Origin of the sequence: Mucilaginibacter sp. OAE612 (assembly GCF_041806395.1) — a bacterium.
Classification (GTDB): Bacteria; Bacteroidota; Bacteroidia; order Sphingobacteriales; family Sphingobacteriaceae; genus Mucilaginibacter; species Mucilaginibacter rubeus.
Genome location: NZ_JBGMUW010000001.1, coordinates 3,635,599 through 3,651,047, shown reverse-complemented (window position 1 = coordinate 3,651,047; position 15,449 = coordinate 3,635,599). Strand labels below are relative to the sequence as shown.

Genomic DNA, 15,449 nt, shown 5'->3' with positions numbered 1-15,449 from the left:
CCGAAACCGCTGTAACGTTTTAAAAATGGGAGCGTCTTATCTGTGTATTAAATGAAATAGGAACACAAATAATTGACAATCAAAATATTAATCATCATGAAAACTACAATATTAACAATCGCAGCCTCTTTAGTTTTAGCACTTGGCGTATCAACTGCAGCTAACGCAGCAACCAAAATTGACAACGGCGCAGCCGTAGTTTTAAATAACGTAAGCAAGATCAGCAAGATCGAAGTTCGCGGCAATGTTGAGGTATATGTATCAGCAGGGGAGAATGACAATGTTAAAGTTTATAACAAGTATTATTCAGAGAGCGCATTGGTACAAAACAACAACGGTACCCTACGTATCACCTCGTACAAAAACGAAAAACTGGTAGTTTGGGTAACTGCAAATGATTTGAAAGCCATCAATGCTTATGACAATGCCGAAGTTAAATCATTCGGAAAACTTGCAGCCCTTGAGCTTAACGTTAACCTTTATGACAATGCATCTGTTAAATTAAATGTTGAAGCTTACGCTGCCACCGTAAATGTTAATGACAAAGCTAAAGCTGAATTTACCGGTACAGCCGATGTTTATACCCTGAACCACACCCGCGAATCATTTGTAAACAATAACGCTTTCGCCGCAGCAAGCTTCACCGATAAGGTAACTAACGCTCCTGCCAAATACACTGTTGAAAATGAGTTTGCAGGTCTTTAATAACTTACTTTTGCAAAAGTCTATCATATATTCAAAAGCTATCACTCAAAATGTGATAGCTTTTTTTAATTTTGATGTAACACTAAACTGCCATTCGGCGTCATAACAACCATACTATGAAAAAATACCTTTTTACCTTCACTATAGCAGGCGCGTTAATAACTACAGCCATATTATCATCATGTAATTACAGATGCGTACATGGTTCGGGAAACCAGACTACAGAGAAACGCAAAGCTGAAGACTTTAAAAAAGTCGAGATCTCGGGCGCGTTTAAAGTACACCTGAAACAGGATAGTTCGTTAACTATCGATATCAAAGCTGATGATAACCTGCTCAAATATATTTCAACTTCGGTTGAAGGTGGCGTATTACATATTAAATCAAAAAAGAATTTCTGCGATCCCGGTGATATGGTGATCAACATCGGCGTGAAAAACCTTGAAGAAATTAAAGCTTCGGGCGCGGTTGAAGTTAATTCTGACGGCAAGCTCAACGCTAAAGATTTCAAGCTTGATCTTTCAGGTGCTACTAAAGTAACACTTGACCTTAACGCGGCCAATGTTTCAACAGATGGCAGTGGCGCCACAGAAGTACATCTTACAGGCCAGGCCGCATCACACAAAATTGACCTGAGCGGAGCCGGTAAAGTAGATGCCTTTGATTTTGTTGTTGGTGACTATGATATCGAAACATCGGGCATTGGACATTGCAAAATCAATGTGCTTAAAACACTGAATGTACATACCAGTGGCGCTTCCGAAATTCAATATAAAGGCTCGCCATCTACTGTAAACAACGATAAATCGGGAGCCTCATCTATCAAAAAAGTTGACTGATCGATATTATAATTAAAGTATAACAAAGGGGCCGGGATCTAACTAATTCATGGCTCTTTTAATTTATTAACCACCTATCACTAATTAAAAATGAAAAAGTTTTTAAAATGGACAGCCTATGCAGTTATAGTACTTATCCTGATTGCAATTGCTGGCGTATCGTACATTACGCTGGCCCTCCCCAACGTTGGCCGGCCCGAAGCTATTAAAGTAGATCCAACTCCACAGCGTATAGCCCGTGGTAAATACCTCGCAAATAATGTAACCGTTTGCCTGGATTGTCATTCCACCCGTAGTTGGGATAAATTTGCAGGCCCTTCAGATTCAACGATCTCCGGTGCCGGCGGAGAAAAATTTGATGCCTCAGCAGGTTTCCCCGGTACTGTTTATTCACCTAACATTACCCCGTTAAATTTGAGTGGGTGGACAGACGGTGAGATCTTCAGGGCAATGACCACTGGTGTTAAAAAAGATGGGTCGGTTATATTTCCGATAATGCCATGGCCTTATTATGCAAAAATGGATAGGGAAGATCTTTATTCCATCATTGCATATATACGTACATTAAAACCTAGCGGCAAAAATTATCCGGGTCATCAGCTCGATTTTCCGCTGAATGTTATTGTGCATACCATGCCGCAAAAGGCTGCATTGGGTAATATCCCCAATCCGGCAGATACTGTTAAATATGGAGCTTATTTATTAAATGCAGCGGCCTGTAAAGAGTGCCACACGCAATCAGATAAAGGTAAATTGAACGAAGTTATGGCTTTTGCCGGCGGACAAGGTTATATAGTACCCGGTGGAAGCAAAGTGTTTTCGGCCAATATTACGCCCGATAAGGAAACAGGCATTGGCAGCTGGACAAAAGAGCAATTTGTAAGCCGCTTTACTCAATTTGCCAGCGGTAAAATGCAACCGACTCAGGTAAAACCGGGCGAATTTCAAACCATTATGCCGTGGTGGAGATATGGCAGCATGAAAGTGTCCGATCTGGAAGCAATTTATGCTTATTTGAAAACAATAAAGCCCATCAGTAACCATGTTGTAAAATTTGAAAGGAATTGGAAATAGAGATTAGAGGTTGGTTGGGTTTAACGCCCGGTTTTACGGATAGTGCGTTAGCCGCGTTAGATTCTGTGTTGATATGCAAAAGTTATTTTTTATTTTTGAGTCTTAGGCAGCTTTATGTTAGCCTGTTTAGGGCAGTCCTTCAATTGAAGCGACTGCTCTAACTATTTTCGGATATGTGTGCATTCTGTTGAAGGTAGTCTTTTTCGAATGGTTTGTTGGTTTTGTATATAGTGTATACCATCTCCAATAATTTTCTTTGTACTGCTACAGTAGCTTTCATTTTCACGCTATTTCGGGATACGATCCGGACAAATATAGCTTTATATCTTTCTGAATGTCTTATGGCCGCTAATGCAGGTAAGTGCATGGCTTTTCGTAAATGCTTGTTCCCCCTTTTAGATATCTTGGGTTTGCCCTTAACGGATGAGCCGGATTCTTTTTCCCTGACATCCAGCCCGGCGTAACTGGTCAGCTGCTTTTTACTCCTGATCAGCTCAAAGCCGTTTGTTTCGGCTATGATCACAGTGGCCGTTAATAAGCCGACTCCAGGAATAGTGGTAATGGTAGCCAGTGTTTGTTTTAAATGTTTGTCCTGTGCTACAGCTGTTCTAATCTCAGTAAGTATTTCTTTAAGTTGTTCACCAATCATCTTTATCCTGTCCATCATTCTGCGGATAGTATCTTCCCCCGGAAAAGCTTCGGACTGTTCAGCATGTAGCTGGTTCTTGATCATGGTTCTTTCTGCAATAAGTTGTTCTCTTTCACGGGTTATCTGCCGCAGGGTCCTGAACACCCTTTTGGGTTGTACCCAGTTATCCAGTTTCTTTTCAAGTCCGAACATGGCTATGGCAAAAGACATTGATTTATCGGTAATTGTTTTGATCTCCAGTGTCTTGAAGAAGTTTGAGATCTTGTTGGGCATGACAATACTTACAGCATACCCTTTGCCGGCCAGATAATAAGCAAGGCGCTCGTGGTATACACCTGTGGCCTCCATTACATATCTTAATGGATATTGGGGGATGCTTTGCTTGTTTATCCATACTTCCAGGTTTGCAAATCCTTTTTCATTGTTTGGAAAAATCTTGTTCGCATAAACTGTTATAACTGCCTGCTCATCCATCTTGCCGATAGAAACCACCAGCTCTTTTTGAGCCACATCAATACCTACTACTTGTTTTAATAATCTGCTTGCCATTGATCAAAGTTTTTAACTGTTATAAGTGAAAACCTTTCTTCGTTTTTCCTCCTGTTGGTTATCCTGGATATACTGCCTGGTCGTATTCCTTACATTCTGTTCAAACTCAAAAAAGTAAAGGAGTGAGGCTATATCTAACGCTCAACATGCTCAAGGCTGTTTGGGATTGCTGTGCTCTCACTCTTTTCACTCATAAAATCATTACAATAATATTAGATGTAAACATAGGAGGGATAGAAGTGGAAAGTCCGCAGCGAACGAGGGGGAGCGTAGGGGCAAAGCGAGGACTTGCAACGGATAGCCCGGGCCGCAGGCAACGCCCATATTATTGTCTGAACCCGAATTTATTGAATTAAAGAATGTACCAGAAATGATATGCAAGTTCAATGTTTTCATCAACTTTAAAAAATTGTTTAATTCTGGTTCAGACAAACACAGGTTCAGACAAATATTTATGCTGTTATCATGTTGCCTTGCCGTTCAACCCGTTTAAAAGCTGCTTCATTTTCCTTGAAAACAATATAAAATCAAGCGCTAATTAAAAATAAATTCATACTTTTGCGCCTCGAATTTTGTATAGCACGGATTAGGTTTTAGGCTATATTTCAAAGGATTAAATTAAATACCCGGTAAAAAGATGAATATTACACAGGAAAAAATTAATGACCTGAACGCAGTTGTTAAAATTAACATCAACCCTGAAGATTACCAGCCACGTGTTGAAAAAGCTATAAAGGAAAACGCTAAAAAAGCAAAAATTCCTGGTTTTCGCCCGGGCATGGTGCCTGCATCGCACATCAAAAAAATGTACGGTAAAAGCATCCTTGTTGATGAGATCAACAACCTGTTACAAGATACTTTAAATAACTATATCGACGAGCAAAAACTGGCCGTATTGGGTCAGCCATTGCCTGCTGCAGATGATAACAAAGAATACAACTGGGATTTTGCCGATAACTTTGAGTTTAGCTATGAATTAGGTTTAGCTCCTGAGTTCAGCATCGACTTTTCATCAAAAGATAAATTAACCCAATACGTAATCAAAGTTGATGACGAAACGCTGGCTTCAAGGATCAAAAACATCCGCCGTAGCTATGGCAAAATGACAAATCCTGACGTATCGGCAGATGATGACGTTCTTTACAGCGAATTGGTTCAACTTTCGGCTGATGGTAGTGTTTTTGAGGGTGGGATAACCAACACGGCGTCTGTACGTTTAGATCAGATCAAAGATGAAGCAATCAAAGCTTCATTGATCGGTTTGAAAAAAGGCGATGTGTTAACATTCGATATTCGTAAAGCTTTTGATAACGACGCAGCTAAAATTGCCGGTTTATTGAAAATTGAAGAAGACGATGCAGCTGATTTAAGAGGCGATTTCCAATTAACTGTTAAAAACGTTAACCGTTTAGAAGAAAGTGACCTTAATCAGGAGTTCTTTGACAAATTATTTGGTGAAGGTACAGTGACTACCGAAGAGGAGTTCACAGCTAAAATTACTGAAGAACTTGAAAGCATGATGGTTCAGGATGCCGACCGCAAATTGCAGGACGACATGTACAAACTGGCTATCGCTAAAGTTGATTTCGCGCTTCCTGATGAATTTCTGAAACGTTGGTTAAAAGCAACTAACGAAAAACTGAGCGATGAGGAATTAGAAGGCGGTTACAACGATTTTGCTCAAAACCTGAAATGGACTTTGATTGAAAACAAGATCATTACTGATAACACAATCGAAATTAAATATGAAGATGTGTTTGAATTAGCTAAGATCCGTTTAGATCAGCAGTTCAGGATGTACAGCCCTACTGCTATCCCTGAGGATCAGTTGGGCCAGTACACTGTTCAGTACCTGCAAAACAAAGACAACGCTAACAAGATATTTGAAGAGGTAAAAGCATTAAAGGTATTTGACTATATCAAAAATGTGATCACTTTAGATAAGCAGGATATCCTTTACACTGATTTCAGTGTATTGGTATCTGCAGCACAGTAAGCTTCTTTCAATCGCCCTTATTAGGGTAGATTTTATAGTATATTCACCAAAAGCAACTCATCGGGTTGCTTTTGGTGTTTTATGAGGTCTTTACCGTATCGCATGCTATTTGCTCTCGCGCTCGTTTGTAACGAGTGCGTAACTGGGTTTGCGTTTATAACGCCTCCGGCCCGCGCGATACAATCGCGAAACCACTTTAAGCACTCGTTGTAAACGAGCGCAAGAAGCATAATCCTGGGTAATAGCCGTAAAATAAACCTTTGTGTAAGTATCATGTAACTTTCGGACTTTACTGACTTTCGGACGTCTGACTTAAAAGAGGCCTTATCAAAAAATTACGTAATAAAAACTATCTTGCAAAAAATCTATTGAACTAAAAACTATATTTATCGCGGGTAAGACGCCCGCATTTCCTAACGAACAACAAACAAAAACCATGAGCAGTAATATCGATAAAAACGAATTCAGAAAATATGCTGTTAAGCATCACCGTATTAACAGCCTTTATGTAGACAAATATATTGCAGGTGTTGAAAGAGGCAATATGCCAACAGGCGGTATTACAACCGTACCAACCGGCATGACACCATACATTCTTGAAGAACGCCAGCTTAACGTACAGGCCATGGACGTGTTTTCGCGTTTGATGATGGACCGTATCATTTTCCTTGGCGATGCCATTTATGATAATATTGCAAACATTATCCAGGCTCAATTGCTTTTCTTACAATCGGCTGATGCTAAACGTGATATCCAGATCTACATTAACTCGCCAGGTGGTTCGGTTTATGCAGGTTTAGGTATCTATGATACCATGCAGTTTATATCAAATGACGTGGCTACCATCTGTACAGGTATGGCGGCGTCAATGGCTGCAGTACTGTTAGTAGCTGGTACTGAAGGTAAAAGGGCAGCGCTTCCGCATGCAAGGGTGATGATCCACCAGCCATCGGGCGGTGCACAGGGCCAGCAGTCAGATATAGAGATCACTTACCAGGAGATCACCAAATTGAAAAAAGAGCTGTACCAGATCATTGCAGATCATAGTGGTGCACCTTACCAAAAAGTTTGGGATGCATCTGACCGTGACTACTGGATGATTGCAGAAGAAGCGAAAGAATTTGGTATGGTTGACGAGATTTTAAAAGGTAACAAAGGAAAGTAATCTTGAGTCCGCAAGTCCGATAAGTCGGAAAGTCCGGAAGTAAGTATGTTAAAATCAGAAAGTATCGTTGCTTTCGGACTTTACGGACTTCCCGACTTACGGACAATACTTTGTTTTTTACCACTAATTTTTTAACTTTGAGTAAGAAGACAAATCAGATGAATAAAAACAGCAAAGAGATCAGGTGTTCATTTTGCGGTGCCGGTAAACAGGATTCCCTGATGTTAATAGCAGGACTTGATGCACACATTTGTGACAAATGTGTGAACCAGGCCAATGAAATATTGGCTGAGGAGTTGAAGGTACGTAAAGTGAAGTCATCGCCTCTGGCGCCGGCCCTGCTTAAGCCATCAGAAATGAAGGCACATCTTGATCAGTATGTTATTGGACAGGATGATGCCAAAAAGATACTTTCGGTAGCTGTATATAATCATTATAAACGCTTAAATCAGCGTATTGATAAAGATGAGGTTGAGATTGAAAAATCAAACATCATCATGGTAGGTGAAACAGGTACGGGCAAAACCCTGCTTGCTAAAACACTCGCCAAAGTACTTAACGTTCCGTTTTGCATTTGCGACGCTACTGTGCTAACCGAAGCAGGCTATGTAGGGGAGGACGTTGAAAGCATCCTGACCCGCTTACTGCAATCGGCCGATTATGATGTAACCCTTGCCGAAAAAGGTATTGTTTACATTGATGAGGTTGATAAAATAGCCCGTAAAAGCGATAATGCTTCTATCACCCGCGACGTATCCGGAGAAGGTGTACAACAAGCACTATTGAAGATATTAGAAGGTACCATGGTTAACGTACCACCACAAGGTGGCCGTAAACACCCGGATCAGAAAATGATCACGGTAAATACCAGTAACATCCTTTTCATTTGCGGAGGGGCCTTTGATGGTATTGAAAGGAAGATCGCCAATCGCCTGCGTACCCAAACTGTTGGTTACAAGTTTAAGCACGACGAGGGCGATATCGATACTAAAAACTTCTATAAGTATATCACCCCGCAGGATTTGAAATCATTTGGTTTAATCCCTGAGTTGATAGGCCGTTTGCCGGTGCTTACCTTCCTCAACCCGCTTGATAGGGAAGCATTGCACAATATCCTTACCGAGCCTAAAAACTCATTATTGAAACAGTACAAAAAACTGTTTGAATATGAAGGTGTAAAGCTTGATTTTGAAGACGAAGTACTGGAGTTTATTGTTGATAAAGCAATGGAATTTAAACTTGGCGCGAGGGGCTTACGCTCAATATGCGAAGCTATCATGATTGATGCTATGTTCGAGTTTCCGTCTAAAAAGGATGTGAAACGGTTGAACGTAACATTGGATTACGCACGCGAGAAGTTTGAAAAATCGGATCTGAAAAAGTTAAAAGTAGCTTAACGCACAGTATATAAGCAAACACTTATATTTATTAAAAAATAAAGCGCGCCCTGGTTCTCATACCGGGGTTTGCTGTATAAAAAGAAATCATATGAACGAAGAATTAAACATTAAAAAGGACGGAGATGCCTTACCACCGCCGGTGAAAGAAGTGCAATCGCCCATAAAATCAGGATTAAAAACAAAAGAAGCAATTGTTGCTAACTGGTTACCGCGTTATACCGGCCGACCGCTTGAAGCATTTGGAGAGTATATTATCCTCACCAATTTTTCAAAGTATATCCAGCTGTTTTCGCAGTGGAATGATAACGCGCCTATTATGGGGCTTGAAAAACCAATGCAAAGCGTTACAGCAAACGGTATTACCATTATTAACTTTGGTATGGGCAGTTCGGTTGCGGCTACTGTTATGGACCTGCTCACAGCCATTCACCCCAAAGCTGTCATATTTTTGGGTAAATGCGGAGGCCTTAAGAAAAAGAACAACGTAGGCGACCTGATCCTGCCGATAGCCGCCATCCGTGGTGAAGGTACATCAAATGACTATTTACCGCCAGAGGTCCCTGCCTTGCCATCATTCGCACTGCAGAAAGCCATCTCAACTACCATCCGTGATTATTCACGTGATTACTGGACCGGTACCTGCTACACCACTAACCGCCGCGTTTGGGAGCATGATAAAGTTTTCAAAAAATACCTGAAAGATCTGCGTGCCATGGCCGTTGATATGGAAACAGCTACTATTTTTACCACCGGTTTTGCCAACAAGATTCCTACAGGTGCGTTGCTGTTAGTGTCAGATCAGCCGATGATTCCTGAAGGTGTAAAAACCGCCGAAAGCGATTCGTCAGTAACAGAGCAGTTTGTTGAAACACACCTGCACATAGGTATCGAATCGTTAAAGCAGTTGATCAATAACGGGTTAACGGTTAAGCATCTTAAATTTTAGTCATTTTATTCATTGAGTCATTTTGTCATTAGGTCATTTTTTTAATAGCTTAATGAATAAAAGACTTACGAAGTTTTTGAAACTTCGTAAGTCTGACAAAATGCAAAAATGACTTAATGACCTGATGCCCCAATGACCACTTGTTTCATCCCCTCTCTGCCGTAAAATACCGGAAAATACATCATTTCGGCTTTGGCCGGATTTAGGGTGTATTTACCGTTGTAACGGGGGATGAGATTTACGGTGAATGTATATTTGCCCTGTTTAAGGCTTCGGCAAAATATGCTTACTTTCTCTTTAAAATATTCGCGGTGTACTTCATTGTTGTCCCATTGCTGCTCCTTACTCTCGTACGAGCATCCGGCAGGTATCGGAATCTCTATCATCACAAAATCAGCATCGCCGCGGGCGGTTACTTCTGCTTTTAATAATACAGGTTCACCGCCTTTCAGGGTGGTTATTGTTTTTTCCTTGCGCTCAAACCAGGTATTTACTGTAAAATCTTTACTTACTTTTTCGGGCTTGTTGTTCCAAAACTGCTGATAGCCGGTAATGTATACAGGCAGGCTGCCTGTTTTACTGATACTGATTGTTTTATCAGTTAGCGTTGCCGAATAAGGGAATTTGTCGATCGTTTTTGTATCGGTGCCTGTAAGCCTGATCTGCGATGGTTGAACCTGTTTATTTTCTGTCAACAGATCTGGCAGAATAGTTTCCAGTATCAGCGCCGATTCATAAGTATTACGCCAATCTCCAAGACGGCGTTGTTCAAGGAAGTAGCCGCGGATCTTGGTTAATAGCTCGGGATGCCTGCCTTCGTTTTTGATAATGCGGTAGGCTAATACACTCAACTGTACCGAATTATCAAAAAAGCGATAACCGTCTTCGCCCCAATATAGGTTACCAAACATAGTATGTTTACTTGTGTTGATTAAACTGTCCATTTTTATGGATAGGCAGATTCCTGCCGCAATAACATCATTCTTAACTTATCATAACCCGACAACTTATAGTCGAAGTTTTTTTGTTCCTTAACCTGCTCTTTTTCAATGTCTGTTACATACTTCTGGTAATCAACTTTAGCGCTCAGTTTATGAAGTAACTCAAGGCAAAGTATTTTGTCCCTGCGTTTGTAACTTTCAAGCTGAAAGACGAGATAGTCGGTTAATTTTTGTTTATCTAGTTCAACAGCGTAACCCTCTTTTTGCGCATCTATCAATGCTTCTACCACATGCAGGCTAATCCAGAGTTCTTCGTTACTGTCCTTCCACCAGCCCCAGGTACCGTTACTTTTGCGGTTTTCCTGTAGCTTTTTAATTACGTCTTTTATATTTCTCTCGTATTTAAACTCTTCGCCCAAAAACTTTTTAATGTGTCGTTCCATGAGCAGGCCTTTCAATTTTGAAGCCAGCTGCTCATTGCACAGATACTTGTACTCCCTCAGCTTACGGGTTTCTTCAGTCAACGCAGGCAATACAGAAGCCTCTGCCCGGAAAGTGACAGGTCCCAAAGCCGGATCAAATTTCATGTTCACTGTGGTATCGCGGTCAAGTGCCTCAAAAACTCCTTTGGTTTCTTTAACACCCTGCGGCATTACCGGGATCCTGCGTTGCTCGCCGTCAAAATAGCCGTTATCCCGTTTAATGGTGTATTCAAAAGTGAGGCTGTCGGTAGGATTGGTAGAAGCAGCGGCAGTAGCAGTAATGGTAAGTGTGTCAATTTTAGAGTTTTTAACTTCCAGCTCGTCTTGTTTCAAAGTCTGGCCGTTGTATTTAAAAATTCGGGTAAGCTTCGCGGAGGTATTGTTGTAGTTCATTACCTTACCAATCAAGTTCATTTCGTCGCCGGCTATGGCAAATTGCGGTGCGACAAAATTTGCGCTTAATGGTTTATATGATTTGATACTGCTTTCGGTAAAGCCGGTTTGCTTGTTGCCCGTTATGCCGATGATAAATGTTCGCCAGTTGGTGATATCATCAGGGTAATTAACCATGAAACTTGCTTTGCCATGTTCGTCAGTAGTCAGTTTAGGTTGCCAGTAGGCATAATCAGAAAAGTTTTTACGCATGGTTTGCGAACTGCCGGTTTGTGTACTGTCGGCCCTTTGGCCTCCAGCCAAACCCGGTTTAGCTTTGGTCCGGATCACGATGACGCCATTTGCACCACGCGCACCATATATAGCAGTGGCGGCGGCGTCTTTCAATACACTAATTTCTGCAATGTCTTCTTTATTTACGTCAGATAGTTTATCAACAATCTCGCCATCCACCACAATCAGCGGCTGGGCCGACGGTGATGAACTAATGCCCCTAATCATGATATTGGCTTCGTTACCTACTGTCAGGCCAGCAAGCCCGCCTTCTAAGGAAGATACGGTTGCTATCGATCCGGTCATTTCCGCTTTTCGTTGCACGCCATACCCAATAACCACTACTTCCTGCAAGGATTTTGAGCTGGGTTTTAAGACTACCTTGATAGTTGCACCGGGTTGTATGCTTAACTCCTGTGTTTCGTGCCCTATAAAGCTTACAATGAGTTTGCCGGTTTTGGGTACTTTTAATTTAAAGCGCCCTGCTATGTCAGTTTGCGTACCTGTTGATGAACCCTTTACCCTTATGGTTACGCCGGGTACAACCAATTTATCATCGCTGGCGGTAACTATTCCGCTCATCATATCGCCGAAGTTGCCGGTATCAAGGTATTTATCATTAAACGCTTCTTTTATTTTCAGGGCATCGTTTTCTATTTCCCGGTCACCGTGATTATAGCCGCCCGTCCTGTTATTGATAATGTTGCTGATCCGGACACCTACCGAATCTTTGCCATGAGTGGGCAGTACCTCAAAGCTGTAAAAATTAGTACCGCCTGTTTTTATGGTTACATTTTCTTTAATATCATAACTATCGCCCTTAAGCAAAAATAAAAGCCTGTAGCTGCCGGCGTTTAGGTTGTTAATGTATGTGGTATTGCCGGGATAGATCAATAAAAAGTCCGGGTCATCATATTTATAAACGATCAGGTTTTTAACCAGCAGTTTTTTGCCCTTAGGTTGATCGATGCTCATACTTAGTTTACCTGTTTCGCCGGTGATGGTAGGGTTTACAAAAAGCGATTGCGTGTTGCTGCGCAGGTCAAGATATTGCTGCCAGATACTTTCGGCCTCGGGTTGGGTAAGTACCTGTTGTGTATAATCATCGGCCGGGCCCTGGTATGACGATAGTGTGGGGTTGAAGGGATAAGTAGTGGGGATACTTTTTTGTTTAATAAGGCCGGGCTCAAACTGAAATGAATAACCTGGTTCGGCAACAAAACGTCGTGATCCGCTGCCTTGTACATCTAAATTGGCAAAGTTTTCGGCCGACGGACCTATGAGTACGCTGTTGTTCCGGTAACCATAGTTCGGGTCGGGATTGATCATGAATACCTTTTCGTTTTGGGTAAGGAGGGCCATCTTCCAGCCAAAATTATTGATAACGGTAATCAGGTAACGGTTGATGAGATCGCATTCATAGGTACTCAATGTATCCAAAACCTTTGTTGAGTGCGCATTATCCGCATTAATGCTGAAGATCAGCTTTTTCGATTCTTGTACATCTACACTATCTACCCAAATGTTTTGATGGCTGGTCCTGAACCGGAACATGTGCCTGCCCGGCGATACTGCGAAGCTGTAGCGTTTAAGCTGCTGTGTTTGGTCGAAGTACACCGGCCGGTCATCAATATAAAGGATATGTACGGGCAGTACATCGCCGTTTTTAATCACAAAAGGCGCCACCTGGGTTAGCGAGTCTTTGGCGTCTTCTTCAACCCGGTAAATTTTGTTAGGGTGAGTAAACTGGTAGTAAGCAATACTGTCAAGCCCCATTTCCTTACTCCAGCGCTTCCAGTTGAGCTGTAATGACCCATCGCCATTTATATTGCCGGTATTAAAACCCATTTTTTGCTTGCGATACGGAAAACCTTTGCCAAGGTAGGGCACATACGGCGCCTTGTAGTCGGCAAACTTACTCGTCATTGACCAGGCCGTTAAATCAGCATTGGCTACAGGCTGGCCTTTGGCATCGGTAACCACGATGTCGGTTTTAGCTTGCTGCCCGGGATAAACGGACACCGGCTGACGAACGTTGATGGTCAGCAGCTTATCGCGGTACATGATATCGGTGGCTTCTGTTTTGCTTTCGCCTGCCCAGATATAATGCACCTGAAAGTTTACAAGGTTTTGATCATTGTAAGTACGTACATAAAACAGGTTATTGGCCTGCCCCGCATCAATTAATTTGTTGCCGCCAAATACCGAATACCAAAAATGGAGGTACCGCGGGTTTTCAACCTTTACAAACAGTGAATCGGCGGTGCGGTAGCCTGATAGCGAGATGTCTGCGCTATTATCTTTTAGGGCAAGATCGGCATAAGCGCTGTCTGTTTCAATGTCGTAGCTATCGGCATACGGGTTAATAATGGTTTTTGCCGGGAGCATTACCCTGACCCTGTTTATGATATCATACTTTGCGTTAAGGGTGCTGATGGTAGCCATAGTTTGTATGGCCTTGCCATTGTCAAAGGCGTTACTGATTAGTGTATCACCGTTTAATTTGGCGGTAATACTAAACCGGCTGTACCGATAACTCATATCGTTATTAGCTGATTGCTGTTCATTATTGCTGTTCAGAAATTCTGAATTATTGGTGTAAGTGACATCTGCCTTAGGAAAGATGGAATCGGGGATAACTAGCCTGGTTTCACCAACCGGGTCAAGCTGTAGCTGGTGTGTCCAAAGCTGGTCGGGCACAAAAGTGTAGCTTTGCCTGCGCGTGCCGGTGCCACGGGTATTGAATGTAACAGTAACCCTGCCATCCGTAACCGGCAGGTTATTTTCGTCAACTGCTTTTAAATATAATGTAGCCGGATTTCCGGGCCCGTGTTCTTCTTTATCAACCCTGGTGCTGAACGTAATTGATTTAAGCTCGTATTCTTCATATTTAAACTGGCCCGTCAGAAAAACCTTGCGTTTGGCTAAAAAGCCCTGATCGTCATCGCCGTCATAATCATCAAGTTTGTATTTTTCGCTCGACGGATCTTCGAGCGAGATGGTATAATCTTCATCAAGAGAAAGGTCAAGACTATCTGTGAGGGCGAAACTATATTCATAAGCTCCTTCGCGGTAACTGTTTACTTTGCCGATGATCTTACCGTCATCCTCATACCGTTCTTTGAGCCGTACTAAAAGCTGAGTTGTGGTTACAGGTTGTTTTGATTTTTTATTTAGGATGATCGCCTTGAATTTTACCGTATCATGTGGTTTATAAATGGCCTTGTTAAAAACCATGAAGCCTTCGTAATTATCTGCGGGCTGATGGCTGTAATATTTATCGTGCCCCTTAAACAGGTTTTTAAAGCGTTTCCAGGTAGCTTTAAAAAAACTCATATGGCGATACGGATTGTAATGATAATAAGATGAGCGCTGCTGTTTTTTTATAGCGTAGTAATTGGTTACGCCCGCGTAATCAACTTTTAGTATGGTATCCCTTTTTGAAGGGTTAGCTATATACAAGCCGGCTTTTGAATCATAAGTAACGGTATGATTGTTAAACTGCACTAAAGCGTTGTTAATGGCTTTACCTGTCTGATCAACTAAAATAAAGCGGAGGTCATAGTTATTAGCCAGCAGTTTTAAATTGGCCGAGCGGTTTTCGATAAGCGAATAGCTTAGCACGTTCTTTTTTGCAGCTACTTTCAAATAGTTACCGGGAGGGAGGGTATTGTTCCATTTATCGTTTGTTTTAAACGAATCAATGGGGTTGTGTAATATTTGCTCATCAGGTTTTTTACGTGGGTAGCGATAAAATTTAAGCACATCACCATCTGTTATTTTATATATGTAGGTATAATAACTGCTTTGCCGGCTTGGGGTAAGCGGCTTTTGCCCCAATGCGGCAGTTATACAAAAACTTAAGAAACTAAAAAATAATAACGATTTTTTTATTGGTGCCTGCATGTTTAGGTATATTTTGTGGTAATTGTCACCCGTTTAAATTTATTACATTTATGCTTGTGTGTTTATAGGATGCATATCTATTTACTATTCCATAAAAGAAATATCATTTAAGAAACTTATTTTTGAGGCGT

10 protein-coding genes are annotated in these 15,449 nt (G+C 41.6%); 7 read left to right on the top strand and 3 right to left on the bottom strand.

The genetic code is table 11. The features are described from left to right. Positions 1-96: 96 nt before the first annotated feature. The 3 genes from ABID99_RS15065 to ABID99_RS15055 all read left to right on the top strand — a co-directional run bounded on the left by ABID99_RS15065 (position 97) and on the right by ABID99_RS15055 (position 2,618). Entirely contained in the window at positions 97-705 is a 609-nt protein-coding gene (locus ABID99_RS15065) for a GIN domain-containing protein (protein WP_090524526.1), read from the top strand. Between the two features lie 116 nt (positions 706-821). Then, positions 822-1,544 carry a head GIN domain-containing protein gene (locus tag ABID99_RS15060; RefSeq protein WP_090524528.1) on the top strand — a complete coding sequence of 241 codons (723 nt, stop codon included), beginning with the start codon at positions 822-824 and terminating at the stop codon, positions 1,542-1,544. A gap of 90 nt (positions 1,545-1,634) precedes the next feature. After that, positions 1,635-2,618 carry a cytochrome c gene (locus tag ABID99_RS15055; protein WP_373614221.1) on the top strand — a complete coding sequence of 328 codons (984 nt, stop codon included), beginning with the start codon at positions 1,635-1,637 and terminating at the stop codon, positions 2,616-2,618. Between the two features lie 157 nt (positions 2,619-2,775). On the opposite strand, the gene ABID99_RS15050 is transcribed toward ABID99_RS15055, so the two are convergent. Further along, positions 2,776-3,816 carry an IS110 family transposase gene (locus tag ABID99_RS15050; protein WP_091169225.1) on the bottom strand — a complete coding sequence of 347 codons (1,041 nt, stop codon included), beginning with the start codon at positions 3,814-3,816 and terminating at the stop codon, positions 2,776-2,778. A gap of 637 nt (positions 3,817-4,453) precedes the next feature. On the opposite strand from ABID99_RS15050, the gene tig reads away from it, so the two are divergent. From tig to ABID99_RS15030, 4 genes are all read left to right on the top strand, one after another. Beyond that, complete coding sequence (gene tig / locus ABID99_RS15045; RefSeq protein ID WP_373614220.1) at positions 4,454-5,812, top strand: trigger factor; 1,359 nt, start codon at positions 4,454-4,456, stop codon at positions 5,810-5,812. Between the two features lie 436 nt (positions 5,813-6,248). Further along, complete coding sequence (locus tag ABID99_RS15040; protein ID WP_112574025.1) at positions 6,249-6,977, top strand: ATP-dependent Clp protease proteolytic subunit; 729 nt, start codon at positions 6,249-6,251, stop codon at positions 6,975-6,977. Positions 6,978-7,135: 158 nt separating this feature from the next. Next, positions 7,136-8,374, top strand: a complete 1,239-nt coding sequence (clpX, locus tag ABID99_RS15035; RefSeq protein ID WP_373615909.1) for an ATP-dependent Clp protease ATP-binding subunit ClpX — start codon at positions 7,136-7,138, stop codon at positions 8,372-8,374. 91 nt (positions 8,375-8,465) lie between these two features. Then, complete coding sequence (locus ABID99_RS15030) at positions 8,466-9,323, top strand: AMP nucleosidase (protein ID WP_090524536.1); 858 nt, start codon at positions 8,466-8,468, stop codon at positions 9,321-9,323. A gap of 113 nt (positions 9,324-9,436) precedes the next feature. Here the strand turns inward: ABID99_RS15030 and ABID99_RS15025 are convergent, their stop codons facing one another. Together ABID99_RS15025 and ABID99_RS15020 are read right to left on the bottom strand one after the other, a co-directional pair. Then, a complete protein-coding gene (locus ABID99_RS15025) occupies positions 9,437-10,234 on the bottom strand; it encodes a hypothetical protein (RefSeq protein WP_373614219.1) in 798 nt (265 codons plus the stop codon). Positions 10,235-10,269: 35 nt separating this feature from the next. Beyond that, complete coding sequence (locus tag ABID99_RS15020; RefSeq protein WP_373614218.1) at positions 10,270-15,318, bottom strand: alpha-2-macroglobulin family protein; 5,049 nt, start codon at positions 15,316-15,318, stop codon at positions 10,270-10,272. Between the last annotated feature and the right edge of the window lie 131 nt (positions 15,319-15,449).

Excerpts from the sequence above, each read along its gene's own strand:
- ABID99_RS15065 (WP_090524526.1), top strand. The coding sequence starts at position 97 with ATGAAAACTACAATATTAACAATCGCAGCCTCTTTAGTTTTAGCACTT.
- ABID99_RS15040 (WP_112574025.1), top strand. The coding sequence starts at position 6,249 with ATGAGCAGTAATATCGATAAAAACGAATTCAGAAAATATGCTGTTAAG.
- ABID99_RS15030 (WP_090524536.1), top strand. The coding sequence starts at position 8,466 with ATGAACGAAGAATTAAACATTAAAAAGGACGGAGATGCCTTACCACCG.
- clpX (WP_373615909.1), top strand. The coding sequence starts at position 7,136 with ATGAATAAAAACAGCAAAGAGATCAGGTGTTCATTTTGCGGTGCCGGT.
- ABID99_RS15020 (WP_373614218.1), bottom strand. The coding sequence starts at position 15,318 with ATGCAGGCACCAATAAAAAAATCGTTATTATTTTTTAGTTTCTTAAGT.
- ABID99_RS15025 (WP_373614219.1), bottom strand. The coding sequence starts at position 10,234 with ATGTTTGGTAACCTATATTGGGGCGAAGACGGTTATCGCTTTTTTGAT.
- ABID99_RS15055 (WP_373614221.1), top strand. The coding sequence starts at position 1,635 with ATGAAAAAGTTTTTAAAATGGACAGCCTATGCAGTTATAGTACTTATC.
- ABID99_RS15050 (WP_091169225.1), bottom strand. The coding sequence starts at position 3,816 with ATGGCAAGCAGATTATTAAAACAAGTAGTAGGTATTGATGTGGCTCAA.
- ABID99_RS15060 (WP_090524528.1), top strand. The coding sequence starts at position 822 with ATGAAAAAATACCTTTTTACCTTCACTATAGCAGGCGCGTTAATAACT.
- tig (WP_373614220.1), top strand. The coding sequence starts at position 4,454 with ATGAATATTACACAGGAAAAAATTAATGACCTGAACGCAGTTGTTAAA.